This is a genomic window from Bradyrhizobium sp. BRP22 (assembly GCF_020194175.1).
Lineage (GTDB): Bacteria > Pseudomonadota > Alphaproteobacteria > Rhizobiales > Xanthobacteraceae > Bradyrhizobium.
In genome coordinates this window covers 1-25,770 of record NZ_JADYVX010000057.1, presented here as the reverse complement: position 1 = coordinate 25,770, position 25,770 = coordinate 1, and the positions used below count along the sequence as shown (strand labels likewise).

At 63.6% G+C, this 25,770-nt stretch carries 27 protein-coding genes and 1 tRNA gene; 11 read left to right on the top strand and 17 right to left on the bottom strand.

Annotated elements, in window-relative coordinates; all coding sequences use genetic code 11:
- Positions 1–68: 68 nt before the first annotated feature.
- Positions 69–608 carry a translation initiation factor IF-3 gene (infC, locus tag I6F35_RS37565; protein ID WP_225122669.1) on the bottom strand — a complete coding sequence of 180 codons (540 nt, stop codon included), beginning with the start codon at positions 606–608 and terminating at the stop codon, positions 69–71.
- A 219-nt stretch (positions 609–827) separates the two neighbouring features.
- Here infC and I6F35_RS37560 point away from each other — a divergent pair, with 219 nt between their 5' ends.
- Both I6F35_RS37560 and I6F35_RS37555 read left to right on the top strand, forming a co-directional pair.
- Entirely contained in the window at positions 828–1,634 is an 807-nt protein-coding gene (locus I6F35_RS37560; protein WP_225122667.1) for an alpha/beta hydrolase, read from the top strand.
- Between the two features lie 103 nt (positions 1,635–1,737).
- Positions 1,738–2,208, top strand: a complete 471-nt coding sequence (locus I6F35_RS37555; protein ID WP_225122666.1) for a nuclear transport factor 2 family protein — start codon at positions 1,738–1,740, stop codon at positions 2,206–2,208.
- A gap of 9 nt (positions 2,209–2,217) precedes the next feature.
- Here the strand turns inward: I6F35_RS37555 and I6F35_RS37550 are convergent, their stop codons facing one another.
- From I6F35_RS37550 to I6F35_RS37535, 4 genes are all read right to left on the bottom strand, one after another.
- The gene (locus I6F35_RS37550; protein WP_225122665.1) at positions 2,218–3,819 is read right to left on the bottom strand and encodes a PEP/pyruvate-binding domain-containing protein; all 1,602 of its coding nucleotides are present in this window, start codon (positions 3,817–3,819) and stop codon (positions 2,218–2,220) included.
- 12 nt (positions 3,820–3,831) lie between these two features.
- The gene (locus tag I6F35_RS37545; RefSeq protein WP_225122664.1) at positions 3,832–5,754 is read right to left on the bottom strand and encodes a hypothetical protein; all 1,923 of its coding nucleotides are present in this window, start codon (positions 5,752–5,754) and stop codon (positions 3,832–3,834) included.
- A gap of 200 nt (positions 5,755–5,954) precedes the next feature.
- On the bottom strand, positions 5,955–7,184 hold the full coding sequence (gene queG / locus I6F35_RS37540; protein WP_225122663.1) for a tRNA epoxyqueuosine(34) reductase QueG: 1,230 nt from the start codon (positions 7,182–7,184) through the stop codon (positions 5,955–5,957).
- Positions 7,133–7,825 (bottom strand): glutathione S-transferase family protein, encoded by a 693-nt coding sequence (locus I6F35_RS37535; RefSeq protein ID WP_225122662.1) that lies wholly within the window; start codon positions 7,823–7,825, stop codon positions 7,133–7,135. The genes queG and I6F35_RS37535 overlap by 52 nt, the downstream gene beginning before the upstream one ends.
- Before the next feature lie 269 nt (positions 7,826–8,094).
- Between I6F35_RS37535 and I6F35_RS37530 the strand changes: the two genes are divergently transcribed.
- Positions 8,095–8,901, top strand: coding sequence for an undecaprenyl-diphosphate phosphatase (locus tag I6F35_RS37530; protein WP_225122661.1), 807 nt, complete (start codon positions 8,095–8,097; stop codon positions 8,899–8,901).
- A gap of 37 nt (positions 8,902–8,938) precedes the next feature.
- On the opposite strand, the gene I6F35_RS37525 is transcribed toward I6F35_RS37530, so the two are convergent.
- A complete protein-coding gene (locus tag I6F35_RS37525) occupies positions 8,939–9,928 on the bottom strand; it encodes a complex I NDUFA9 subunit family protein (protein ID WP_225122660.1) in 990 nt (329 codons plus the stop codon).
- A 154-nt stretch (positions 9,929–10,082) separates the two neighbouring features.
- Between I6F35_RS37525 and I6F35_RS37520 the strand changes: the two genes are divergently transcribed.
- Positions 10,083–10,169: transfer RNA gene (locus I6F35_RS37520), tRNA-Leu, on the top strand.
- Between the two features lie 144 nt (positions 10,170–10,313).
- On the opposite strand, the gene I6F35_RS37515 is transcribed toward I6F35_RS37520, so the two are convergent.
- From I6F35_RS37515 to I6F35_RS37500, 4 genes are all read right to left on the bottom strand, one after another.
- Complete coding sequence (locus I6F35_RS37515; protein WP_225122659.1) at positions 10,314–11,300, bottom strand: hydrolase; 987 nt, start codon at positions 11,298–11,300, stop codon at positions 10,314–10,316.
- Between the two features lie 103 nt (positions 11,301–11,403).
- Entirely contained in the window at positions 11,404–12,165 is a 762-nt protein-coding gene (locus tag I6F35_RS37510; protein ID WP_225122658.1) for a glycosyltransferase family 2 protein, read from the bottom strand.
- A gap of 4 nt (positions 12,166–12,169) precedes the next feature.
- Complete coding sequence (locus I6F35_RS37505) at positions 12,170–13,060, bottom strand: FkbM family methyltransferase (protein ID WP_225122657.1); 891 nt, start codon at positions 13,058–13,060, stop codon at positions 12,170–12,172.
- Between the two features lie 115 nt (positions 13,061–13,175).
- The gene (locus I6F35_RS37500) at positions 13,176–13,805 is read right to left on the bottom strand and encodes a class I SAM-dependent methyltransferase (protein ID WP_225122656.1); all 630 of its coding nucleotides are present in this window, start codon (positions 13,803–13,805) and stop codon (positions 13,176–13,178) included.
- 349 nt (positions 13,806–14,154) lie between these two features.
- On the opposite strand from I6F35_RS37500, the gene I6F35_RS37495 reads away from it, so the two are divergent.
- The 7 genes from I6F35_RS37495 to ptsN all read left to right on the top strand — a co-directional run bounded on the left by I6F35_RS37495 (position 14,155) and on the right by ptsN (position 20,726).
- The gene (locus I6F35_RS37495) at positions 14,155–14,769 is read left to right on the top strand and encodes a ribonuclease D (RefSeq protein WP_225122655.1); all 615 of its coding nucleotides are present in this window, start codon (positions 14,155–14,157) and stop codon (positions 14,767–14,769) included.
- Between the two features lie 160 nt (positions 14,770–14,929).
- Positions 14,930–15,670 carry an LPS export ABC transporter periplasmic protein LptC gene (gene lptC, locus I6F35_RS37490; RefSeq protein ID WP_225122654.1) on the top strand — a complete coding sequence of 247 codons (741 nt, stop codon included), beginning with the start codon at positions 14,930–14,932 and terminating at the stop codon, positions 15,668–15,670.
- A 47-nt stretch (positions 15,671–15,717) separates the two neighbouring features.
- A complete protein-coding gene (locus I6F35_RS37485; RefSeq protein WP_225122668.1) occupies positions 15,718–16,371 on the top strand; it encodes an LptA/OstA family protein in 654 nt (217 codons plus the stop codon).
- 261 nt (positions 16,372–16,632) lie between these two features.
- On the top strand, positions 16,633–17,622 hold the full coding sequence (gene lptB, locus I6F35_RS37480) for an LPS export ABC transporter ATP-binding protein (RefSeq protein WP_225122653.1): 990 nt from the start codon (positions 16,633–16,635) through the stop codon (positions 17,620–17,622).
- A gap of 91 nt (positions 17,623–17,713) precedes the next feature.
- Positions 17,714–19,354: an RNA polymerase factor sigma-54 gene (gene rpoN, locus I6F35_RS37475; protein ID WP_225122652.1), complete on the top strand. Its 1,641-nt coding sequence runs from the start codon at positions 17,714–17,716 to the stop codon at positions 19,352–19,354.
- A gap of 76 nt (positions 19,355–19,430) precedes the next feature.
- Positions 19,431–20,033, top strand: coding sequence for a ribosome-associated translation inhibitor RaiA (gene raiA, locus I6F35_RS37470; protein WP_225122651.1), 603 nt, complete (start codon positions 19,431–19,433; stop codon positions 20,031–20,033).
- A 231-nt stretch (positions 20,034–20,264) separates the two neighbouring features.
- Positions 20,265–20,726, top strand: a complete 462-nt coding sequence (gene ptsN / locus I6F35_RS37465) for a PTS IIA-like nitrogen regulatory protein PtsN (RefSeq protein ID WP_225122650.1) — start codon at positions 20,265–20,267, stop codon at positions 20,724–20,726.
- Between the two features lie 6 nt (positions 20,727–20,732).
- Here ptsN and I6F35_RS37460 read toward each other — a convergent pair whose 3' ends face one another.
- The 7 genes from I6F35_RS37460 to ugpA all read right to left on the bottom strand — a co-directional run bounded on the left by I6F35_RS37460 (position 20,733) and on the right by ugpA (position 25,512).
- The gene (locus I6F35_RS37460; protein WP_225122649.1) at positions 20,733–21,230 is read right to left on the bottom strand and encodes a type II toxin-antitoxin system VapC family toxin; all 498 of its coding nucleotides are present in this window, start codon (positions 21,228–21,230) and stop codon (positions 20,733–20,735) included.
- Positions 21,227–21,520, bottom strand: coding sequence for a type II toxin-antitoxin system Phd/YefM family antitoxin (locus I6F35_RS37455; RefSeq protein WP_225122648.1), 294 nt, complete (start codon positions 21,518–21,520; stop codon positions 21,227–21,229). The genes I6F35_RS37460 and I6F35_RS37455 overlap by 4 nt, the downstream gene beginning before the upstream one ends.
- 150 nt (positions 21,521–21,670) lie before the next feature.
- Entirely contained in the window at positions 21,671–21,937 is a 267-nt protein-coding gene (locus tag I6F35_RS37450) for a DUF1150 domain-containing protein (protein ID WP_225122647.1), read from the bottom strand.
- Positions 21,938–21,987: 50 nt separating this feature from the next.
- Positions 21,988–22,413 carry an Hsp20 family protein gene (locus tag I6F35_RS37445; protein WP_027581003.1) on the bottom strand — a complete coding sequence of 142 codons (426 nt, stop codon included), beginning with the start codon at positions 22,411–22,413 and terminating at the stop codon, positions 21,988–21,990.
- Between the two features lie 277 nt (positions 22,414–22,690).
- Entirely contained in the window at positions 22,691–23,779 is a 1,089-nt protein-coding gene (locus I6F35_RS37440; RefSeq protein WP_225122646.1) for a sn-glycerol-3-phosphate import ATP-binding protein UgpC, read from the bottom strand.
- Between the two features lie 3 nt (positions 23,780–23,782).
- Entirely contained in the window at positions 23,783–24,631 is an 849-nt protein-coding gene (gene ugpE / locus I6F35_RS37435; RefSeq protein WP_225122645.1) for a sn-glycerol-3-phosphate ABC transporter permease UgpE, read from the bottom strand.
- Positions 24,631–25,512, bottom strand: a complete 882-nt coding sequence (gene ugpA / locus I6F35_RS37430) for a sn-glycerol-3-phosphate ABC transporter permease UgpA (RefSeq protein WP_225122644.1) — start codon at positions 25,510–25,512, stop codon at positions 24,631–24,633. Before ugpA ends, ugpE begins: the two co-directional genes overlap by 1 nt.
- Between the last annotated feature and the right edge of the window lie 258 nt (positions 25,513–25,770).

Here is a 25,770-nt window from a genome sequence, read left to right as displayed (position 1 = left end):
GAGGGAGAAGAGAACGAAAACGCCCGCCGGGCTGGCGGGCGTGAGTATTCGATCAATCGCAATTCGGCTCAGCGCGGCGCCAGCACCATCACGACCTGACGGCCTTCGAACTTCGCGTCCTGCTCGACCTTGGCGTATTGCGCGACGTCGGCCTTGACCTTGTCCAACAGCTTGGTGCCGATTTCCTGGTGCGCCATTTCGCGACCGCGATAGCGCAAGGTGATCTTGACCTTGTCGCCTTCCTCGAAGAAGCGCTGCATCGCGCGCATCTTCACGTCGTAGTCGTGATCATCGATCATCGGACGGAGCTTGATTTCCTTGATCTCGACGACCTTCTGTTTCTTGCGGGCTTCGGCGGCTTTCTTCTGCGCAGAATATTTGTACTTCCCGTAGTCCATGATCTTGCAGACGGGAGGACTCGTATTCGGCGAAATCTCGACGAGGTCCATACCGGCTTCCATGGCCATCTTGATGGCCACCATGGTCTCGACGGTGCCCATGTTGGTACCGTTCTGGTCGATCAGCTGGATTTGCGCGTTGCGGATGTCATCGTTGGTGCGCGGCCCGTCTTTGGCGACAGTGGGCGGGGCTCTATTGGGACGGCGAATGGGTAACTCTCCAAAGTTGTGAAGGAAGGCGATATTTTGAAGCAATACGTGGCAACGGGCAAGCGTGCTCGCAAGTTGCATCTCAAAACCGTCAAATGCGCGGCATTTGGGTCACGCCGGGCAGGTATTGGGTGAGCGAATACTCTACAAGGAGCGACAGCCTCTCCGCGCAGGTTTGCCCGTACTTATCGAAAACGCACTGATGAGAACGACGATCCCATGACCAATTCCGCGACTATCGACCAGGAACCAGAGTTCATCGAGGTGGGGAACGGCGCCGATCGCCGTCGCATCGCGGTGCGTGTGCGCAGAGGTCGCAGCCCAGCGCACGGTCCTGGGCTGTTCTGGCTCGGCGGCTTCAATTCCGACATGAAAGGCACCAAAGCGGCCGCGCTGGACGCCTGGGCCGTGGAACAGGAGCGCGCCTTTGTGCGGTTCGACTATTCCGGCCATGGCGAATCCGGCGGCAAGTTCATCGACGGTACCATCGGGCGCTGGCTCGAAGAGAGTGTCGCGGTGTTTTCACAGTTCTGCAGCGGGCCGCAGGTCGTGATCGGCTCCTCGATGGGCGGCTGGATGGCGCTGCTGCTCGCGCGCGAGCTTGGCAAGCGTTCCGCCAGCCGCGCCCCGCTCGCGGGGATGGTGCTGATCGCGCCGGCACCGGATTTTACCGAAGAGTTGATGTGGAAGGGCTTTTCGCCTGAGATCCGCGCCGAGATCGAGACCAAGGGCGTCTGGCTGCGGCCGTCGCAATATGACGACGGGACGCCCTATCCGATCACGCGGATGCTGATCGAGGAGGGACGGCATCATTTGTTACTCGGGGCCAAGATCGATGTGGGCTGCCCGGTGCGCATCCTGCAGGGCGCGCAGGATCCGGATGTGCCCTGGCAGCACGCATTCACGCTGGCGCATCGGCTGCCGAGCGAGGATGTGGTGCTGACCATGATTCAGGACGGCGACCACCGTCTGTCGCGCCCCCAGGACATCGCCCGGATCATCGCCGCGGTGAAGGAGATCGGGTAGGTCGCCACCCACGCTGTCATCATCCGCGAAGGCGGATGATCCAGTAGTTGGCGGCCTATCAATGTGCCCGCCTGCGCGCGGCATGATGGCAGGGAGAAACGCAATGGATACAACGAGCCTGCTCCGCGCCTTCTGTGACGCGGTCGAACAGCGTAAAGGCAAGGCATTCGCCGATCTGTTCACGGAAGACGGCGTCTATCATGACGTCTTCTATGGTGCGTTCACCGGGCGTGCTGCGATCGCCGACATGATCAATGAGGTGTTCTATCGCACCGCGGCCGATTTCCGCTGGGACATGCACGACCCCGTCAGCGACGGTCATACGCTCTATGCGCGCTACACCTTCAGCTACCGCTCGACCCTGCCGGAGGCTGCCGGCGCACGGGCGATGTTCGAGGGCGTTGCGATCATGACCCTTCGCGACGGCCGGATCGCGGAATATCACGAGGTCGCCAACACGGCGCCGGCGTTCGTGGATATGCACTTTGCGCCAGAACGTATCGCAAAGATCGTCGCCAGGCAGGGCGCCGCGCTGAAGGCGCGTCCGGAAATGGCACGCCATCTGGCAACGTAACGAACGCGGCTACGCCGGTGCCGACTTGCGCGTTTGTGGCTGCGAACGCCAGCTCGCGATCTCGGCAAGCTCCGCGTCCGGCCGCTTTACGATCGTCTCGCGCCTTCCGAGATAGATGTTGCCGCCGTCGCCCTCGATGGTGATCCAGTCCCCAGCCAGGATGGCGGATTTGCCAAGCAAGGCGCGCTCGGCGGCGGCGTCGATCGTCATGTCGGCGCATCCGACGATGCACGGCTTGCCCATCTGCCGCGCGACCAGAGCGGCATGGGCCGTGCGTGCGCCGACGGCGGTGACGATGCCGGCTGCGACCGCAAAGCCGGCGACATCGGCGGTGCTTGTGTCCGGACGCATCAGGATCACAGGGTCGCCGGCCGTGCTCAGTTTCTGTGCGCTTTCGGAATCGAAGACGGCACGTCCGACCGCGATGCCGCCGGAGGCGCCGATGCCGGTGACAACAGGATCCTCCGCAGTGGCCATCGAGACTTCGACCAGCGAGGCAAGGTCGACATCGGCGATGCGGCTGAGTCCTTCCTTTGGCGTGATCAGTCCCTCATGCACGAGGTCGATTGCGATCTTGAGCGCGGCGCGCGGCGTGCGCTTGGCCGAGCGCGTCTGCAGGATCCACAATTTGCCGTCCTCGACGGTGAACTCGACGTCCTGGACGTCGGAGAATTCCCGTTCCAGCCGTTTCAGGATGCCGCCGAGCTCGGTCGCAAGCGTCGGCAGCGCGCGGGCGATCGTCGCCTCATTGTCGGGCGTGCGCCGGCCGGACACGACGTCCTCGCCTTGCGCATCGAGCACCAGGTCGATCATCGGCCGCGCCGTGCCGTTCGAAGGGTCGCGCGAGAAGGCGACGCCCGCGCCCGAGGCGAGCCCGCCATTGCCGAACACCATGGCCTGCACCGTCACGGCAGTGCCCTTCAAATCTTCGAGATTCTGCAGCCTCCGATAGGTCTGCGCGCGCTCGCTCATCCAGGATCGATAGACGGCGCGCGCTGCGTGTTCGAGCTGCGCCTCGGCATTCTCGAGCCAGCCATCGTCGCGGTCCTCGATCAACGCCTGCTCGTCGGCAGCGAGCCGTTCGATCGATTCGCTGTCGAGTTCGCGGTCGGTCGCGACGTTTTCTTCTGCGGTGAGCTCGGCGATCCGCACCGCGAACGGCGCGAGGTCGACGCCGAGCACGGTTTCGGCAAAACTTTCCAGGAAACGCCGGCGGCAATCCCATGCCAATCGCGGCCGGCCGGTCGCGCGGATCAGGCCGTGCACCGCGCGCGAGGTGCAGCCGACATTGAGCACCGTCTCCAGCATGCCGGGCATCGAGCGCGCGGCGCCCGAGCGCACCGAGACCAGGAGCGGATGCCGGTGATCGCCGAAGCGTTTTCCCGTCGCGCTCTCCAGGAACGCGATACCTTCCTTCAATCCGTCGCGCAGGCGACGCTCCGCATGCGCGTGCTTGTCAGTGAGGTCGGCGCAGAGTTTCACGGGCAGCACGAAAGCGGGCGGCACGGGCAGGCCGAGCGCCGCCATGCGCGCCAGGTTCGCAGCCTTGGCGCCGATCTCTTCGGGCGGATGACAGATGGTCGCCTCGCCGCCGATACGAACGATTTGCATGCTGGACTCCCCTCAGGCCGCCAGATCGATCATGATGTGCCGCCGCAACAGGTGTCCGAAACCGGCGAGGCGGTCGGTCGAGCGCTCGATCGCGCGGGCGAGTTCGAGCGTCGAAAGCGAAGTCGCGACATCGTGGCCGCCGGTGAACACCAGCGCGGTGATGGCGCGTTCGCAGGTGTCGGCGGCGTGCTCGGCGTCGACCAGGCGAACCACGGCGGCGAGCGCATCCTCGGAATCGGCGCGGCGGCCCTCCGGCACTTCGATCGCTGCGGCAAGCCCGCTGGCCGCCGCTTCGGTTGCGGTGATGGCGACCACGCAGAGTTCGGCGAGCGCTGCCACCAGCGATTTGCTCAGGCCGGCAGGCGCGAGCGATGCGATGAAGGCGGCCTGTTCGAGTTCATCGACGGCTTCCTCCGCACGGTCGATCAACTGTCCGATCACGGGGCGCGCATCGAGCCTTCCGACTTCGCGCCGCGCCTCGAAGGCGAGGCGATCGGCCTTCTGCTCGATACGGCTCGCGCGCGCCGCCAGCGCCTTGCCATCGGCGGCCTGATTGGCCTGCAGCGTCGCGACATAACGGGAGATCGCGGCGACGAGGTCGTGCGCGAGCCCGACCTGGCGCAGCACCATTGCGAGCAGCGCGCTCTCGACCCGTTCGAGCCGCCGCACCAGATCGGCCTCGATCTGGTCGCGCACCATCCGGACCGATTGCCCGGCGAGCAGCGCTTCGGTCGAAAGCCGCAGCACCGTTTTCAGGAAATCGACGGCCGCCGCGCGCCCGAGCGCCTGGTCGAGCCGCTCGCCGAAGCCGATGCGGTTCGGCGCGGCATTGCGCACGGCGCCGCCGAGCAATTCATTGCCGCCGAGTTCGAGGAAGGCGCGGTGACCGATCCGGTGCCGCGCCGCCCATTCCAGGATCCGCGCTGCATCATCCTTGGCGACCCAGCTCCGCAGCAATTTCCGCGCCTTGTTCCAGTCGATCAGGAACACCAGTGCGGCGCCGACTGCCGCCAGGAATTCGTTACGATCCGCGGCGCTTGCCGCCTCGAACTGGCCCGTGACGAGGAAGAAGGCGTTGTCCTCGCCAAGGCCGCTGGCCGAATGACGGTCGAGCCCGCTCCATTTTGCCTCGAACTTGTCGAACAGCGAGATGAAGAATTTCGCCCGCGCAAGGTGTACGTCGCTATAGGTGACGGTGACCGCGTTCTTCTTCACCGCGATGACGAGCACATGCGCATCCGTTGTGCCGATATCGTTCTGGATCAGGAGCCGGCCGTCGGAGCGCGTCGCCATGGTGTCGAGGCCCGGGTGATCGAATTTGAGGCCGCGCGTCTCGTTCAGGCCTTTCATGAAACTTTCGACCGGCGCGCGATCCTCGCTGTGCAGGCCGAACACATGCGCGCCGCCAATAATCTCTTCCGAGCAGCCGGTGGCGAGCCTGTTGAGCGCCTTGTGCAGCTCCATGACCAGCCGATGCAGGCCATTGTCGTCACCGACGCCGGTCAGCCGCGCGATCCTCGCAAGCTCGATTTCACTGGATGCGTCCAGCAGTCCGACGGTGCGGATTGCTTCCAGCCGCGCATTCGCCTTCGCGCCATCAGTGGCGCTGCCGGCATTCACTGCGCGGATCATGGTCGCGATGTCGTCCTGGATATCCTTCATCAGCTTGGCGAGGCTGGGTGCACTGAGACGGCTGTTGCCGATCAAGTGCGCGCCGCCGACCAGCGAGGCGATCGCCGCCGGCGCGATGCCTGCGGCATGGCTCTCGACGGCGAGCTCGTTGATCGGACGATCAGGTTGCCGCGCATGTTCGGCGGCGGCCTGCAGCGCGCTCAAGCGGACCTTGATGCGATCGTTGGCGGCGAGACCTTCAGCCACCAGCGACGGCAGCAGAATATCGGCCTGTCCGAGTTCCCTAATGATCTGGGCTTTCATGACACCATCCGGGGCGAGACATCGCTGCCGTCTCTATGCCTCGCGTCCGCGGCGGTCTCCTTGCGCTAGATCATTCATATGATTGTCATACTGGACCTGATGGGGCCGCCACATCTGCTCTCGCAGCGGGTCTGCTGTTGACCCTCATGGTGAGGAGGCGCGCGAGCGCCGCCTCGAACCATGTGGCCCGGCTGGTGGCCTCATCCCTCGAGACGCGCTTCGCGCTCCTCGGGATGAGGGGCGGGTACTGATGCGCGCCACTCATCCTGCACGCTATCGTCGGTCTCCGCATCGCTCGCCTTGGAGGCGAGCGCCACAAATGCGTGCGGCGCCATCAGTTGCGCCAACGCCCACACGGCCGCGCCGCGTACCAGCGGGCTGGCATCGCCCAGCAGGCGCTCGGCCTCCGCTGCCAAAGCGGGATCATCGGAATTGCCGATCGCGATCAGCACGTTGCGGACAAAGCGGTCGCGGCCGATGCGCTTGACCGGCGATTTCGAAAACAGCGCGCGAAACGCGGCATCGTCCAGCCGCGCGAGATCGGCAAGCACTGGGGCGCGCAATTCCTCGCGCGCTGCGAGTTTCGCTTCGCGCCCGGCTTGCGCGAACTTGTTCCACGGGCACACCGCGAGGCAATCGTCGCAGCCATAGATGCGGTTGCCGATCGCTTTGCGGAATTCGCGCGGGATCGGTCCCTTGTTCTCGATGGTGAGATAGGAGATGCAGCGCCGTGCATCGAGCTTGTAGGGCGCGGGAAATGCCGCGGTCGGGCAGATGTCCTGGCAGGCGGTGCAGGAGCCGCAATGATCGATGTCGGCGGAATCGCGCGGCAGGTCGCTTGCGGTGAAGATCGCTCCGAGGAACAGCCACGAGCCGAACTCGCGCGAGACCAGGTTGGTGTGTTTGCCCTGCCAGCCGATCCCGGCGGCCTGCGCCAGCGGCTTTTCCATCACCGCCGCGGTGTCGACGAACACCTTCACTTCATCGCCGCTGGCCGCGACCAGCCATCGCGCCAGCGCCTTCAGCCGCTTCTTGATCACGTCGTGATAATCATCGCCCTGCGCGTAGGCCGAGATCGCGCCGCGGTCGCGGCGCTTCAGGATCTCGAGCGGATTTTCCTCCGGCCCGTAATTGACGCCGAGCATGATGATCGAGCGAACGCCGGGCCACAGCACGCGCGGATCGCTGCGGCGCTCAGGATGTGCGGCGAGCCAATCCATGTCGCCGTGGCCGCCGCTGGCGATGAACTCGCGGAAATATTTGGCGGCGCCGCCGATCGCGCTCGCGTCGGTGACCCCGATGCAGTCGAAGCCGAGCGCTCGGGCTTCCCGTTCGAGCGCGGATTTCAGATCAGCCGGTGAGAGCTTTGTCGTCGGGTTCAGAAGTCGAGGTCCACATAGGTCCGCGACGCCGGCACGCCCGCCAGCCATTCGCTGAGCAGCGGGCGGAACGACGGGCGGGATTTCACCCGCGCGTACCACGCTTTTGCTGCGTCGTCCTCGCTCCATGGCACATCGCCCAGATAGTCGATCGCCGAAAGATGCGCGGCGGCGGCGAGATCCGCGTAAGTGAGCCGGTCGCCGGCAAGATAGTTCCGCGTCCGCGCCAGCCAGCCGATATAAGTCAGATGATAGCGCACATTGACCTTGGCTGCGCGGAGCATCTCCGCATTCGGCGCACCTCCGCCATCCTCCTCGCTCATGAAGCGCTTGTAGATCCGCTCGGTCACCAGCGGATTGGACGCCTCCTCGAAGAACTTGTCGTTGAACCAGGACATCAGCCGGCGCACCTCGATGCGCTCCGCTATCGCCACCGGCATCAGGCGCCGGTCGCCGGCATTGAGCCCATGCGCCTCGTCGAGATATTCGGCGATCACACCGACACCGGGAACCGGCGGCAGCCCCTCGGCGATCAAGGTCGGCGTCGTTGCCGCCGGATTGAGTGCCAGATAGGCCTCGCGACGTTCCCAGACCCGTTCCTCCACCAGCCGCAGATCAAGCCCGTATTCGCCGATGACCAGGCGAATGAAACGGGAATGCGGACAGAACGGATGATGAAACAGCGTGTACATGAAGTCCTTCAGCTTTTCACGGCCTGATCATGTCGAAGCCGCGGCAGACTTGGGACACTAGATCATGATCCGATGAGATGAAATCGGATCGTGATCCCATGTCTTTGTTTGAGCATGATCTTTTCGGAAAACCGGCTCGCCACTTTTCCGGATCATGCTCTAGCCAGGCAGACGAATCAGGCAACCCATGTTCAGCGTTTTTAGCGATTGCAGCAAAACGGGGAATAGGCGAGAAGGGCCTGATTTCTCCAGCAAAAGCAGGCCACATCATGATGACCGATACGTTGCGGGCGGTGATTCTGGGCATTATCGAAGGCGTCACGGAATTCCTGCCCGTTTCATCCACCGGGCATCTCCTGCTGGCGGAACGATTCTTCGGACTTGGCGAAGGCGCGTTCTGGGACAGCTTCATCGTGTTGATCCAGCTTGGCGCGATCCTCGCGATCGTCGGACTCTACTTCGCCAAACTGTGGCGGGTTGCGCTCGGCATGTTCTCCAATGCCGATGATCGCCGCTTCGTCGTCGGCGTGCTGGTCGCGTTCCTGCCGGCGGTCATCGTCGGCCTCATTGCAGGCAAATACATCAAGAGTTTTCTGTTCAATCCGTGGGTCGTGTGCTTCTCGCTGATCGTCGGCGGCGCCATCCTGCTGTGGGTGGATCAGCTCGAGCTCAAGCCGCGCGAGCATGACGCGACCCGATATCCGCTGTTGATGTATCTGTGGATCGGCATCGCGCAGTGCTTTGCGATGATCCCGGGCGTGTCGCGCTCCGGCGCCTCGATCGTCGCGGCGATGCTGCTCGGCTCCGACAAGCGCGCGGCGGCGGAGTTCTCGTTCTTCCTCGCGATCCCGACCATGATCGGCGCCTTCGCCTATGATTTCTATAAGAACCGCGCCGAGATGACGACGGACAATCTATGGATCGTTGCGATCGGATTCGTGGTCTCGCTCATCACCGCGGTGGTCGTGGTGAAGACCTTCCTCACCTATGTGACCCGCCACGGCTTCACGCTGTTCGCGTGGTGGCGCGTGATCGTCGGCACGCTCGGCCTGATCGCGCTGGCGCTGGGAAGATAAGGGTCAGTTTACAGGCTTGTGGTTACACGTCGCCGGATCAAGCCTGGGACGGCGGACGATACGTGTTCTTGCGCTCGAATTGTCCGGCGGGGCGGAAGCGCCAGAGATATTGCGGGGCGATGGCTTCCAGTGAATCAGGCGCGATGCCCAGCCCCTCGAAGGTGAGGCCGGCGGCCGTGGCCGCATCCGACACCACATTGTCGTTGCGCAACAGCTCGACCTGATCGGCCGTGAGCTTCAGTGCGCCCGGCGCGAATTGCAGGAACGCGGCCAGGAATCTGGCGAGGCCGAACGGCAGTGAGACCAGCGCGCGGTCGCGGTCGGTGATCTCGAGGATCGTCTCCATGATCTCGCGCATGGTCAGCACTTCCGGACCGCCCAATTCGTAGGTCGCGCCCGGCCTGGTCTTGCCGTCGACGGCATCGGCCACCGCGGTGGCGACGTCGCCGACAAAGGCCGGCTGCATCTTGGTCAGGCCGCCGCCGACCAGCGGGATCGCCGGCGACATCCGGGCCATCGCCGCGAAACGGTTGGTGAACTGGTCCTCCGGCCCGAACACCAGCGACGGGCGCAGGATGGTGGCCGACGGCGAGGCCGCCAGCACCGCCTTCTCGCCGGCCGCCTTGGCGCGGGCATAGGCGGAGGCCGAATCGGCATCGGCGCCGATCGCCGAAACATGCACCACCCGCGCGCCCTCGGCGCTGGCGGCCTGGGCCACCGTCTCGGCCCCCGTGGCCTGCACCGCCTCGAAGGTCTGTCCGCCGCCCTCGGTGAGGATGCCGACCAGGTTGATGGCGACATGCGAATCGCGCATCGCTGACGCAACCGAGGCCGGGTAGCGCAGATTGGCCTGGACCGCGTGGATCTGGCCGACCTTGCCCAGCGGCTGCAGGTGCCCGGCCAGTTCCGGCCGCCGGACGGCGACGCGGATGCGGTAATCCCGCTTGCACAGCGCCCGGACCACGTGCCGCCCCAGGAAGCCCGATCCGCCGAAAACCGTGACGAGCGTATCCAGGTTCGATGCCATGGGGTCAGTTCCTGCGGGTCGAAATAGCTGCGGTTTGGGGCCTGTTCGGCCGGGTGTCGCGATACGCCATCGCGGTCACCCTGTACAGACTATTTGGCTTTCCATTCATCCATTTGACAAGCGCGCAACCGATCCTTACTAACCCCCGCCACGTGCCCAGGTGGCGGAATTGGTAGACGCGCTGGCTTCAGGTGCCAGTGGCTTCACGGCCGTGAAGGTTCGAGTCCTTTCCTGGGCACCACTCCCTTTATCATCCCAGTGGTGAATTGCTTGTTTGAGCCGCTGAGCCCGTAGCCGGGTGGAGCGGAACGCGCAACGCGGGAATCTGCGTGAGTGGTTGCGAGCGGCCCCGGGTTACGCTGGCGCTTCACCCGGGCTACTTGGCTTAACGCGCCTCCGCGCCGCTGCCGAGATGCTCCCGAAAGAATCGCACAACGCTCGTATCGAACTCGCGGTGAAAGGCTGACCGGTTGAAGCCTGCCGCATCGGCGCAGAAGCGCGGCAGATTCGCCGCCAGCTCAGGTGAGCACGGTGGCAGGAAGGCAAAGTGGCCGGCCGGCACGATGTGAATCTCGGGTTGACCCGGCAAGCTGTTGGTGACGCGCGCGACGCCTATCGGATCCACGCCCCGTTCTCTGGCTCCCAGTTCAGATCGCCAGACCTGTAATGGGATGTGGATGGCTGCCAGAGTGTTCTTCGTAAAAGCCACGCTCGGTGCAGGGTCGGCCAGCACTGCAGCTTTGATCCGACTGTCGCGCAGCAGGTTTTGCGGAACGTCGCCGTTGCGAATCTGCTCGCAAAATCTGGTGTTGTCGATGCAGTTAGATGCAGTCCTGTGAAAGTCCAGAGTGGCGCCGGCGAGCACCAGTCCCGTATAGCCGCCCTTCGAGAAACCGAAGAACCCGATCCTAGCCGGATCGATGGCCGCTCTATCCTTCCAGTCTTCCAGCATGAAATCGAGCAGGCGAACCATATCCGCCGGGCGCGAGGCCCAGACGGATAGGGCTTCGCTTTGCGATGAGTCGTTGCCGTTGTCGCCCGGATGATTGATGGCTGCGACGACGAAGCCGGCATCGGCCAGCGCTTCCGCAGTGTCATTGTTCGCGCCGAACCATCCGCCACGACCGTGGGAGAAAATAACCAGCGGCAGCTTCGTCCGTGTTATGGGACAATCCTTCACGCCTGTCAGCCTGAGATTATCGTCGGGCGGTGCAAGACTGCCGAGCGGTACATCTTTCGGCTCCCCCGCGCATGGATACCAGATGGCGCCTGCCAAGCCTGGATCGGAATCGAGAAGCTGGATGCCAGCGGCCTCGACGGGCGCGCCCAAGCAGCAGAAGATGACGGCGTAAGCCCAGACTATCCTGCGCACCCGGCGGCCCTCATCACGATCAGCTCTATTGCGCCAGAACTAACCTGCCTGAAGGCGGTGCACAACATCGGCACGCAATCCAGCGGCGGGCGGATGGATTCCGTCAGCGGTTACGTTTGGCTTCCGCTGAATATTCTGCAAGACGCCGCCACTTCGCGGCCGCGTATTGCCGATTGTACTCTGCCACGCCCCAGCCGGCGGCACCGTCCAAAAACCCCAGGCGGAGAACGTAAACCTTCAGGAAGGCGGCCAGGCCATGCAAGGGCGCCGCGAGCGGACCTGCGCGGCGGCCTCGAGCGATCATCTGTTGTGCGGCGGCGCGCGAATAGCGGTCGATCTTGTCCTCTGCATCGGACCAGGATTCGATCGAATCATGCTCGATGGTGACATCGATCCGCCTGATCGGTCCGTCGACGATCAGGCCTTCATGGACCAGGTCGTCGGAAAATCGCGCCTGGCCGCGCTGGAACAGGCGAACGATGTAGTCGGAGGACCAGCCGCCGAACCGCAGCGCCTTGCCGCAGAAGCGCGATCGCCGCAGCGTCTGGTAGGCGGCCGGCGCATCCGCCGCGTTGATGGCGCGCTTGATACGGTCGCCAAATTCCGGCTCGATCCATTCGTCGGCATCGAGCGACAGCACCCAGTCGCCTTGCGCGAGTTCGAGCGCGCGGCTCTTCTGCGGCCCGTATCCCGGCCAATCCGGCGTCACCACGACATGAGCGCCGCTATCGCGCGCGATGTCCACGGTTCGATCGACACTGCCGCTATCGACCACGATGACCTCGTCCGCATCGACCGAACGCAGGCACCGCGCAATGCAGTGCTCCTCGTTCTTGGTGATGACGATCAGCGACAGCTTCGGCATGCCGTCAGCTCGCGGATTGCGCGGCCTGCTCGGATGAGGCTATCGCATCGTTCATTGCGGGTTTGATCCAGAGAATATCGGTCTGGTCTTCGATGCGACGCAGCTCCTCGAGCTCAACCCTGACCGCCTTGGACGACTCTTTGGACGATTCCCTGGACGATTTGCCCGCAAGCTGATGGGGGACAAATCCGGCCGAAAGCAGCCGGTCTGTCATCTCCTCGACCGACAAGCCGCCGGCGCGGCTCAGTTGAGGGGTATATTCGGTGATGACGACGTCGGCGCGGTCGAGCGTCTTCACGGCGCCCGCGAGAACCGCGGGCTCAAAACCCTCCACGTCGATCTTCATCAACAATACCCGGTCCTGCGCCAGGCCGAGCGCTTCGAGCGCGGAATCGACGTCGGTCAACGGGACCACGCGCGAGCCGAGGCCATAGTTCTTGATCAGCGAGTGGCGGCCGTTGTTGGACCTCTTGTAGCGGTGCAGGTGCGCGCGCCCGACGCTCGCTCCAACCGCGCAGGGATAGACGACAACCTTGTCGATGTCGTTGATCGTGAGATTGCGATCGAGCAGCCATGCGTTCGTCGCATCCGGTTCGAACGCGACCACGGAAGTCACGGAGTCATGTTGAGCGGCGTGTACCGCATGCCAGCCGAGATTGGCGCCGACGTCGACGACGATGCCCTTCGGCCGACTTTGCAGATAGCCGCCGATCCACTCGGTCAATTCCGGTTCGAACCGGCCATATTTCGCGATGTGACGGCCGATCACGTCGCGGCACTGGACGATGAAGCGCAGCTTCGAATCTATCGCGTAGGTCTGGAACGAGGTGCCCGGTGGCATCATCCAGGCGAGCAGCAGCTTCATCGATTGCAGTGGTCTGGGTATTCGGCGCATCTTTTCGGATCTCGACGTCGCGGCTCCTTCGGGAGGAGATCGTCCGTACAAAGCGGGTGAGCCAAAGTCCAGATGCTGCCAAGCGCTGCATCGCCGGCTGCCTGAGCGGGGCCGTTCAGGGCTTGTCGGTCCGGCAAAACACGCTGAACTGGAATGACTGCTCCGTTCCCCATGGCGTCGTGTGCCGGTGTTGCCGCCGATCGGTGAGCTCGAACGCGGGTCCAACCACGTGGCCGAGGCTCTCCGGGTCGTAGCGGACGACCGGCAGGCCACTGCAGCGCTCCGGCCCGTCCAGCGCGAAGGTGGCGATGATGGCGTGACCTCCGATCTTCAACGCCTGCTTCAGGCGCTTCACATAGGCGGCGCGGTCGCTCTCCTCGGTCAGGAAGTGGAACGCGGCACGGTCATGCCAGACGTCGTAAGTCCTCGGCGGCTCCCCCGTGGTGACGTCGGCGACAATCCAGTCGATCTTTGCGGCGCGGTCTCCAAGACGGCTTCTGGCGACCTGCAACGCGGCTTCGGACACATCGAGCACCGTGACGTCTTCAAACCCGTGATCGATGAGGTTATCGACCAGACGCGAGGCGCCGCCGCCGATGTCAATGATGGCGGAAGTGGCCGTCGCCCCGGCCTGCATGATCAATTCGATCGAAGGAGCCGGGCTGTCCTGAAACCAACTGACTTCGTTCTCGGCCTTGGTGGTGTAGACGTTCTGCCAGTGGCCCTGTCGATCCTGGCTTTGCATCACTTTGCTCCGCTGCTGTAACGCGGGTGAGCGCAATCCGGGATCTCCGCGTCGGGGAGCGACCGGTCCCGGGTTGCGGCGGCGGCTCAGCGGGGCTTACGCCTCACGCGCCCCGATTGCGGCAAATCCATCCCGCCGATAAGTGAAGCAAAATTCCTTAGCTTATATAAGGAGAAGCGCGGCCCGCGGCCAGCCCTTTGTCGAACGCCATTTGGCCCGGCCTGGTGGGCCGGAACACTCCATGAATGGTCGTTTTCTTGCGTCCGAGGAGGCGCCGGCGCTCGCCTCCCCGCGCTTTGGGCGCTAGTGTCCGCCTCGAATCGAACTTTGTGACCGAGGCTGCCCTTTCATGACCATCCGCCTGCATCGCGGCGATTTGCCGGATCTCGCCCGCTACAAGGATTCCGTTGCGATCGACACCGAGACCATGGGGCTCAATCCGCATCGCGACCGGCTCTGCGTGGTGCAGATGTCGAGTGGCGACGGCACTGCCGACGTCGTGCAGGTGCCAGCGGGACCCACTGACGCGCCGAACCTGAAGGCGCTGCTCGCCAATCCGAACATCCTGAAGATCTTCCACTTCGCGCGGTTCGACCTTGCGGCGCTCTACAATGCCTATGGCGTGATGCCGACGCCGGTCTACTGCACCAAGATCGCGTCCCGCCTCAGCCGCACCTACACCGACCGCCACGGGCTGAAAGACCTGGTGCGCGAGGTGCTCAACATCGAACTGTCGAAGCAGCAGCAGTCGAGCGACTGGGGCGCGCAGGCGCTGAGCGACGCGCAGCTTGCCTATGCCGCGTCCGACGTGCTGCATCTGCACGCGCTTCGCGAGAGGCTCGATGCGATGCTGGCGCGCGAGGGCCGTACCGAGCTGGCGAAAGCCTGTTTCGAATTCCTGCCCACCCGCGCCAGGCTGGACCTCGGCGGCTGGGAAGCCGAAGACATTTTTGCACATTCCTGAACCTGCCCGCGGGGCGCGACGACCGCCCCGTCCGCCCCGTTTCCGTCACACTCGTAACGCGAGTGTGCGGCAAGCCGCGACGGGAGGTCCCGGCTGCGCAATCCGGCGGTTCCGGGTAGAATGATGAGCCTTTGCCAGACCTCGCGCCCTTGGAGCAGCGGTGAATTCGGTCCAGACCCCAGCCTATCTCGCCGGCCTCGAGGCGCGCTTTGCCGCCGCCGAGCGCCACAGCCGGATGGTGCGGATCCTGCGCATCGCGGTGCCCGCGGCGGTGGTGCTGTCATTGCTCGCGATCATTGGCGTCTCGGTCTTCAATCCGTTCCGCATGCTGTTGCCGAAGCTGCCGGTGGACATGGGCAACCTGGTCGTCTCCGGCACCAAGATCACGATGGAATCGCCGCACCTCGCAGGCTTCTCCACTGACCAGCGTCCGTACGAGCTGTGGGCCAAGGCGGCGGTCCAGGACCTCACCGATCCCGATCATGTCGAGCTCCAGGTCCTGCGTGCAAAGGTGCTGATGGAAGACCGCTCCACGGTGACCATGGATGCGCACACCGGCTTCTTCGACAGCAAGCAGCAGCTGCTCGATCTGCGCAAGGAGATCTTCCTGCAATCGTCGACCGGCTACGAGGCGAAGCTCTCGCAAGCATTTGTCGATATCAACAAGGGGACGGTGACGTCGGAGGAGCATGTCGACGTCAAATTGCTGAACGGCACGCTGACCGCCGACAAGCTCAGGATCTACAACAGCGGCGAGGTCGTGCGTTTCGAAGGCAATGTCGTGATGAATTTGATCATGGATAATCCGCCGGCGCAGGCTGAACCGGAGCCAGCGCCTGCACCTGCACCGCCGCCACAGAAGACGCGCTCGGGCTCAAGTAAATCCGCCAACACGAAATGATGTTCATGAAGCTGTTTTCTCCGCGCGGTGTTGCAACGGCGGCCTTCATGCTCGCGGTGTTCGCGTCGGCTGCCGCGCGCGCGCAGAGCGCGACCTCCGGCGTGCCCAACGCCATGCAGGGCTTTGCCCAGAACCGCGACCAGCCGATCCAGATCGAGGCTGCCGCGCTCGAGATGCGCGACAAGAAGAAAGAGGCGACGTTCTCGGGCAATGTGAAGGTGGTACAGGGCGACACCACCATGACCTCGAAGACGCTCGTCGTGTTCTACGAATCCAATTCGGGACAAGGCACCTCGGCGCCGGCATCGAATGCGAAGGGCGCAAAATCGGCGACGATGCAGTCGGCCCAGCCGGGACCGGGCGGCAGCTCCTCGATCAAGCGGCTGGAGGCCAAGGGCAGCGTCGTGGTCACCCAGAAGGACCAGGTCGTCACCGGGGAGACCGCGATCTTCGACACCAAGGCCAATCTGATCACCATGCTCGGCGGCGTCGTGCTGACGCAGTGCAAGAATGTGCTGCGCGGCGACCGGCTATTGGTGGACATGACGACCGGCGTCTCGCGCGTGGAGTCCGACAGCGGCAGGGTGCAGGCGTTGATCCAGCAGGGACAGGGCGGGCAGGGCGGCGGCAGTGGGCAGGGTTGTCCGCCGCCGGGCAGTCCATCCGGTGGACCGTCGCCGCCCTCCAGTAAGTTGAAATAAATCAATGACTTACTAGTTATCTTGAGGCGGCGAGGTTGAAGCCGGCGGGGCGAGACTGTATTTAGGGCATTGATCCGGAAAAATGGGAACCGGTTTTCCGAAAACGATCATGCTTCTGACGTGGACGTCCAGTGGTGGAACGCGCCTGGGGTGGGCGAGCGTGCCGCAGGGCAAGGGCATCCATGCATTCGAGGTTCGCGAGCTATCGATTAGCCCGTGGGCATAGTCCCCGGGAACGCCGTGAAAGGCTGGCGAAGCGGGATGGTGGACATATTCGGCATGTTCCGAAGGCGCCCTGCGAAACGCAGTTCCGGCTTCGCGCGTTCGCGTGACGACATCACTGCCGTCAGCGATCCCTTTGGCGACTTGCTGACAAGCTCTGTCCGGGATACTCCGCCGGCGGCGCGTGCCGCCTCGATGGAACTCTCCCATCCGCAACCGGCGTCCGAGCCACCCAGGGAGCGCCCGCGCAGCGCCAAGCCTGCCACCAAGACCAATGGCGCGACCGCCCCGCGTCTGATCCGGCGCCCCGGCTATCTGGCTGTGCATAGCGTGGAAAAGAGCTTCGGCAGCCGCCAGGTCGTGCGCGGCGTCAGCATCTATGTCCGCCGCGGCGAGGCGGTCGGCCTGCTCGGCCCCAACGGCGCCGGCAAGACCACCGTGTTCTACATGATCACTGGGCTGATCAAGGCCGATCGCGGCGCCATCGAGCTTGACGGCCACGACGTGACAAGACTGCCGATGTATCAGCGCGCCCGCCTCGGGATCGGCTATCTGCCGCAGGAAGCCTCGATCTTCCGCGGATTGTCTGTCGAGCAAAATATCCGCGCGGTGCTGGAGGTGGTCGAGCCCTCGCGGAAGAAGCGCGAGGCGGAACTCGATGCGCTGCTCGACGAATTCAACATTACGCGGCTGCGAAAGACACCGTCGATCGCACTGTCCGGCGGCGAGCGGCGTCGCGTCGAGATCGCCCGCGCGCTGGCGACGCGGCCCAACTACATGCTGCTCGACGAGCCCTTCGCCGGCATCGACCCCATCGCGGTTGGCGACATTCAGGACCTCGTCCGTCACCTGACGAACCGCGGTATCGGGGTGCTCATCACCGACCACAATGTGCGGGAAACGCTCGGCCTGACCGATCGCGCCTACATCGTCTATGCCGGGGAAATCTTGACGGAAGGCAGCCCGGATGAGATCGTCAACGACCCGGATGTCCGCCGGCTTTACCTTGGCGAAGAATTTCGCCTCTAGCCCTTTTTTCCGATCCGTCAAGCCGTGTACATTGGCCTTGGACTAGGCTAAGCAAGAATCGAGCCAACTTCCTTGGACCGTTCTTGCCTCCATGGCACTGACCCAGAGACTAGAGTTCCGCCAGTCGCAGTCATTGGTGATGACGCCGCAGCTGATGCAGGCGATCAAGCTGCTGCAACTGTCCAACCTGGATCTCTCGACCTTCGTGGAAGAGGAGCTGGAACGGAACCCGCTGCTGGAGCGCGCCAGCGACGGGCCGGAACCGCCGGTGGCCGGCGAGCCCGCGCCGGAACGGCCTGAATTTTCCGAGGCTGATAGTTCCGGCTATGGCGATGACGCCGGTGGCGAGGGCGCGAGTTCCGGCGATGGGTTCGAGCCGGGCCAGGAGGAATGGCTGAACCGCGATCTCGGCAGCCGCGCCGAGATCGAGCAGACGCTGGACACCCGCCTCGATAACGTCTTCTCCGAAGAGCCGGCCGAGGCCGCCGAGCGCGCCGCGAAAGACGCGGCTCCGACCGCCTATACCGAGTGGGGCGGCGGCGCTTCCAGTGACGAGGACTACAACCTCGAAGCCTTTGTCGCCGCCGAAGCGACGCTCGCCGACCATCTCGCCGAACAGCTTGCGGTCGCCTTCACCTCGCCGTCGGCGCGCATGATCGGGCAATACCTGATCGATCTCGTCGATGAGGCCGGCTATCTGCCGCCGGATCTCGGGCAGGCGGCGGAGCGTCTCGGTGCGCCGCAGCACGAGGTCGATGCAGTGCTCGAGGTGCTGCAGAGGTTCGATCCGCCGGGCGTCTGCGCCCGAAGCTTGAGCGAGTGCCTGGCGATCCAGCTTCGCGAACTCGATCGCTACGATCCGGCGATGCAGGCCCTGGTCGAGCATCTCGATCTGCTCGCCAAGCGCGATATTGCGTCGCTGCGCAAGCTGTGCGGCGTCGACGATGAAGACATCACCGACATGATCGGCGAGATCCGCAGGCTCGATCCGAAGCCGGGCCTGAAGTTCGGCACGTCGCGGACGCAGACCATGGTGCCGGATGTCTATGTCCGGCCGGGGCCGGATGGCGGCTGGCACGTCGAGCTCAACAGCGACACCTTGCCGCGCGTCCTGGTGAACCAGACCTATTATGCCGAATTGTCGAAGACGATCCGGAAAGACGGCGACAAGTCCTACTTCACGGATTGCCTGCAGAACGCGACCTGGCTGGTGCGCGCGCTCGATCAGCGCGCCCGTACCATCCTCAAGGTCGCAACCGAGATCGTACGCCAGCAGGACGGCTTCTTCACCTATGGTGTGGCGCACCTGCGGCCGCTCAATCTGAAAGCTGTGGCGGATGCGATCCAGATGCACGAATCGACGGTGTCGCGTGTGACCGCCAACAAATATATGGCGACCAATCGCGGCACTTTTGAATTGAAATATTTCTTCACCGCCTCGATCGCGTCCGCCGACGGTGGCGAGGCGCATTCGGCCGAGGCGGTGCGGCATCACATCAAGCAATTGATCGACGCCGAGTCGCCATCGGCGATCCTGTCCGACGATACGATCGTGGAACGATTGCGCGCATCGGGCATTGATATCGCCCGCCGCACCGTCGCGAAGTACCGCGAAGCGATGCGAATTCCGTCCTCGGTGCAGCGCCGCCGCGACAAACAGAGCATGCTTGGTCACGCCCTTTCAGCCCCTGCTTCCTCTCCAGACCGGTCGCGCGATACCGCGCCGGCCTGATTGCGTTCGCGTCAAATCGCGATAGTCTTGGTACCCCTCCGAAAACGATCGGGGTTCATAGGCATAGAGGCACGCAATGACCCTACGAATCTCCGGAAAGAGCATCTCGATCGGCGAAGCGCTTCGCGCGCGCGTGAGCGAGCGCACCGATGAGGTTCTGAAGAAATATTTCGACGGCAATTATTCCGGCCATATCACGCTGAGCAAGGACGGCTTCGGCTTCCGCACCGACTGTGCGCTGCACCTGGATTCCGGGATCACGCTGGAAGCGGATTCGAACGCCGCTGACGCTTATGCCAGCGCCGATGCCGCGCTCCTGATGATCGAGAAGCGCCTGCGCCGCTACAAGAGCCGGCTGAAGGATCGCTCGGCCCGCAAGGCCTACGCGGCCTCCGCCGCCCTTGCCGAGCTCAACGGCGTTCCCCTGGATGCGCCAAGCTATGTGATCGAAGCACCGGCGGAAGGCGAAGGGGAAGTCACCGAATACAGTCCCGTGATCATCGCCGAGGCGACCACCTCGCTGAAGCGGCTGTCGGTCAGCGAGGCGGTGCTGGAATTGGACCTGACCGGCGCACCCTGCCTGGTCTTCCAGCACGGCGGTAGCGGTCGTGTGAACATCATTTACCGCCGCGCGGACGGCAATGTGGGCTGGGTCGATCCGCCCGTGGTTAATCCATGATGGTTACCCCGTTCCACATTGACGTCCCTCATGGCCGTCCCTATGGTCCGCCGCCCTTAAGCATAGGCTCAAGGGAACTGGCCGGCGGGAGTTGGCACGGCTCATGCCTTGGAGTAGAAGCCGCCCCATCGGGATCCGGACCGAAAGGCCGCATCCCGATTCACGTTCTTGACGCCTGCGCCTGACAACCTATTTCGCAACCAGACGGTTCACTTCACCTCGGAACGCCCCATGACGATTACCGATCTGGTCGCACCCGAGGCGATTCTCCCGGCGTTGAAAGTCATCAGCAAGAAGCAAGCGCTGCAGGAGCTCGCCGCGCGGGCCGCAAGTCTTACGGGGCAGAACGAACGTTCGATCTTCGAGGTATTGCTGCAGCGCGAGAAGCTGGGCACCACTGCGGTCGGTTACGGCGTCGCCATTCCCCACGGTAAATTGCCGAAGCTGGAAAAGCTGTTCGGCCTGTTCGCGCGGCTGGAGCGCCCGATCGATTTCGAGGCGATGGACGGCCAGCCCGTCGACCTGATCTTCCTGCTGCTCGCCCCCGAAGGCGCCGGCGCCGACCACCTCAAGGCTCTGGCGCGCATCGCCCGCCTGCTGCGCGACCAGGACGTCGCCAAGAAGCTCCGCGCCTCCCGCGACGCGCAGGCAATCTATTCGGTGCTCGCGCTGCCGCCTGCAAGCGCGGCTTAGGGATTCCTACAAAAGGCTCGCGATCGTTTCAGCCGTGACAGGGGACTTCACGGCGAGCTCGTCGCCCTTGACATGAAGCGTGCCCGTCCAAGGATCAAGCACCGGCACACCCGCCTTGACGAACTCCCTTGTATCGCGGCTAACGACGACAAGCGTCTGAAGGGCGGCGATTGCCGCGATGAAGAGGTCGGGCTGAGTGAAGGTAAGCCGACGCTTCTGGCCGTCAACGACCATAGCTTTCCACCTCACGATCACATCCTCAGTAATCGGAAGGATGCGACCCGCAAACAACGGCCGAAGATTTCGATCAAGCCATAACCGAAGATCGGTCCGGCGTGCCGGATCGCCCAATTGCTCGATTCCGAAGACAATCTCGGCCAAGGTGACTTCGGTGATGAACAACAGTTCGCCCGGCTGTCCTGCGACGAAATTGACGACCCGGGAATTCGGTCTTGGTTTTCGTAGCTCGGAAAGAACGTTGGTATCGAGCAGCCAACCCCTCACAGATCGATATCTCTCACCCGGGATTTGACGGAGAGACGCTCGATTTTCACCGCTGCCAGCGGTGAATCCGCCAGCGCCGCGACAATGTCACGGCCACTCACCGGGCGCCGGAGCTGGTCATACTCCTCGGCGCCCACGATAACGACGGCATCCTTACCGTGCAGCGTCACCCGCTGAGGACCGACGCGCTGAGCTTCCCGCACGACCTCGCTGAAATGGGCCTTGGCATCTTGCAGCCGCCACCTTCCTGGTAGGGCTTTTTTTGTGGGAATGCGCTTTTTCTGGGCCATCGGTCCACAATCGACGTTTTCTGGTCAGGCTGACCAGATTTATGGCCCAGCCAAATCTCTGACAAGGGCAAAAAAATACGCGGGCATCCCTCGGTGGAGGGCATGCCCGCGCGTTCAAATTCGCTGCAGTCGCGTTCGACCAGCCGGCGGTCAGTGGACGCTGACGGCCTGCAGCTCGTTGCTCCGGGCGTTCGCGACCGCGGCTTCCCGGCTATCGGTCAGCATGATCGGGGTGCCGTCGGCGGCATGGAGCGCGAAGAGTTTCAGTCCCGGCGCGATCTTGGGGGCCTGGGGAAAAAGATCCGGTACATCCTCGGAACGGACCTGCTTCACATAGGCGATATGACCCTCGCCCAGATGGGCCAACGCCTCCGGCGAGACGCTATCGCGTTCTAACGTCGTACTCACTTCACTCATGGTCTCGACTCCTCTGTCGATTTAAGCGGTCGAGTCCGCTCCTCGTTCCATTATTCGTGTTCGTTGATAGCGATTGTCTTAATGACCCTTTCAGGTTCCGGCCTGGCCAGGTCGACCGACAACAGCCCGTTCTTCAGATCCGCGCCCAGCACCTGCATCCCCTCCGCCAGCACGAAGGTGCGCTGGAAGTGGCGCGCGGCAATGCCGCGGTGGATGTATTGCCGGGCCTTGTCCTCCTGCTGCCGGCCCCGAATCACGAGCTGATTTTCCTCAACCGTTACATCGAGTTGGTCGCGGGTAAATCCCGCCACCGCCAGCGTGATGCGCAGGCGTTCGGGTTGGCCGTTGGACCGGTCAAACCGCTCGATGTTGTATGGAGGATAGCCGTCGGCGCCTTTCACGACGCGGTCGAGCGCACGCTCGATCTCGTCGAATCCCAGAAGGAATGGACTGGACAACGATGGAACACGAGACATCCAAAGCCCTCTCGAAGCGACTTTGAGGGGCCCTTGCGGCGCCCCATGCAACCGACGGACCTCTTGTCCTCCGGTCACAGGCCAATATGGGGCTGATTTGCGGAGGGTTCAAGCGCCTCTGGAATCAGGATTAATCGGCCCTGACAGTGCCCTCCACGCGGTCATTCCGGGGCAGGCGCAAAGCGCCTGAACCAGGAATCCAGAGGTTGCCGCGCGAGATTCCGGGTTCCCGCTGCGCGGGCCCCGGAATGACGGGAAGAGACCGCAGACGACCCCCTCAGCTGACCCGCTTCCGACCATCGGCGGTGAACAGATGCAATTTGTCGCTAATGGCAACAACCCGGATCCGGTCGCCGATGGCGGGGCCGGTGGCGCCGGGAACCCGGACGATGATCTCGCCCGGCGGCAGTTCGCCGGGGTTGGCGGCTACGCCCTGTTCCTCGCGCTGGCGGGTGCCATAGACGAAGGTCTCGGCGCCGACATGCTCGATCGCCTCCACGGTGAGGCCAAGCGCGATGCCGCCGGGCGCCCTTTCGTTCGAGATCGCGAAGTCCTCGGGCCGGATCCCGACAATGCCGGCCTCGCTGGCCCTGATATCGCCGGCGAGCTGCGACCTCAGTTCATCGGACGTCAGCGGCATCAGATTCATCGGCGGTGCGCCGATGAACGCCGCGACGAAGGTGGTCGCGGGCTTCTGGTAGATGTCGAGCGGATTGCCGATCTGCTCGACCAGGCCGCCGTTCATCACGACGAGGATGTCGGCGAGCGTCATCGCCTCGAGTTGATCATGGGTGACATAGATCGAGGTCGTGTTCAGCCGGCGCTGCAATTTGCGAATTTCGACACGCATCGCGATGCGCAGCTTGGCATCGAGGTTCGATAAGGGCTCGTCGAACAGGAACACTTTCGGCTGCCGCACGATCGCCCGTCCCATCGCGACGCGCTGGCGCTGGCCGCCGGAGAGCTGCCGCGGCTTGCGGTCGAGCATGGCGGCAAGCTCGAGGATGCGGGCGGCTTCCTCGACGCGCGTCCTGATCTCCTTCTCCGCCATGCCGCGGTTGCGCAGGCCGTAGGCCATGTTGTTGTAGACGCTCATATGCGGATAGAGCGCATAGTTCTGGAACACCATCGCGATGTCGCGATCGGCGGGCTCGACCCGGTTGACCACGCGGCCGCCGATGTCGATCTCGCCGCCGGTGATGGTCTCCAGCCCCGCCACCATGCGCAGCAATGTCGATTTGCCGCAGCCGGACGGACCGACCAGCACGCAGAACTGGCCGTCGCCGACATCGAAATCGATGCCCTTGATCGCCTCGAACCCGCCGGGATAGGTCTTGCGGACATTGCGGAGGGTGACGTTAGCCATGTCTCACTTTTCCGTCTCCACCAGTCCGCGCACGAACAGCTTCTGCATCACCACGACCACCAATACCGGCGGCAGCATCGCGAGCACGGCGGTCGCCATCACGACGGGCCATTCGGTCAATGCATCGGTGGTGGTGATCATCTTGCGGATGCCGATCTGGATCGTCTGCATGTCGTCGCGCGTGGTGATCAACAGCGGCCAGAGATATTGATTCCAGCCGAGGATGAAGAGGATGACGAACAGCGCCGCCATGTTGGTGCGCGACAGCGGCAGCAGCGTATCCCAGAAGAACCGTAACGGCCCGGCGCCGTCGATGCGCGACGCTTCGAGCAACTCGTCGGGGACGGTCATGAAGAACTGGCGGAAGAGAAGCGTCGCGGTCGCGGATGCAATCAGCGGCAGCGTGAGGCCGGCATAGCTGTCGAGCAGATGCAGGTCGGCGACGATCTTGTAGGTCGGATAGATCCGCACCTCGACCGGCAGCATCAGCGTGATGAAGATCAGCCAGAACATCGACATCCGCAACGGAAAGCGGAAATAGACGATCGCATAGGCCGAGATGATCGAGATCGCGATCTTGCCGAACGCGATCAACAGCGCCATCACCAGCGAATTGAGCAGCATCGTGCCGACCGGCTCACGGGTCGAGCCGCTCGTGCCGACGAAGATGGTCTGGTAGTAGGTTTCGAGGAAATGTCCGCCCGGCAGGAGCGACATCTGTCCATTGGCGATGACGGCGTTTTCCTGGGTGGACGCCACGATGGCGAGATAGACCGGAAATGCGACGATCGCGATGCCGATCCACAGGATGGCATGTGCGACGTAGCGCTGGATGCCTTCCTTTTCGACCATCAGTAGGTCACCTTGCGCTCGACGAAGCGGAACTGGATCGCCGTGAGGCCGATGACGATGACCATCAGGATCACCGATTGCGCCGCGGAGCCGCCGAGATTGCCACCGAGCAGGCCGTCGACATAGACCTTGTACACCATGGTCTCGGTGGCCTTGGCCGGGCCGCCGCGCGTCATCGTGTCGATGATGCCGAACGTGTCGAAGAAGGCGTAGACGATGTTGACGACCAGGAGGAAGAAGATGGTCGGCGACAGCAGCGGGAAGATCACCGTCCAGAACCGCCGCAGCGGCCGCGCGCCATCGATGGCGGCCGCCTCGAGCACGCTTTTCGGAATGCTCTGCAGGCCGGCGAGGAAGAACAGGAAATTGTAGGAAATCTGCTTCCAGGCGGCGGCGAGAATGATCAGGAGCGCGGCCTGGTTGCCGTCGAGCAGCGGGTTCCAGTCGACGCCCATGCCGCGCAATCCGCGCGCCAGGATCCCGAGCGAGGGGTGCAGCATGAACACCCAGAGCACGCCGACCACCGGCGGCGCGACGGCATAGGGCCAGATCAGCAGCGTGCGATACAGCGTGCCGCCGCGCAGCGGCTTGTCGGCCATCACGGCCAGCAGCAGTGCGCATGACAGCGACGAAAAGGCGATGGCGAAGGAGAATACGAAGGTCCGGACGATCGCCGCCCAATAATCCGGCTGGCTGAGGATGTCCTGGTAGTTCTCGAACCAGACGAAACTGGTCGAGAGTCCGAACGCATCCTGAAGCAGGAAGGATTGCAGCACCGCCTGCGCGGCCGGCCAATAGAAGAAGATCAGGACGATCGCGAGCTGCGGCGCGACCAGCGCAAAAGGCAACAGCTTCGACTGGAAAACCGACTGCTTCTGCATGACACCCCGGCGAGGCGAGCCCCATCATGCGGCTTGCCTCATCTCACCTCAGCGCATGATTGTAGCCCGGATGGAGCGCAAGCGTAATCCGGGGCAATCGATCCGCAGCGAAACTCTCCCGGATTACGCTTCGAGACTGGGCAAGAATAGTTTTGAGCGTCCGGCTAGGCTGGCGCGCTCAATTCCGGACAGATCCTAGCTTTTGGGCAGAAGATCAGGGTGTGGAAGCCGGCTATGGCCGCTGACGCAATGTTGAGC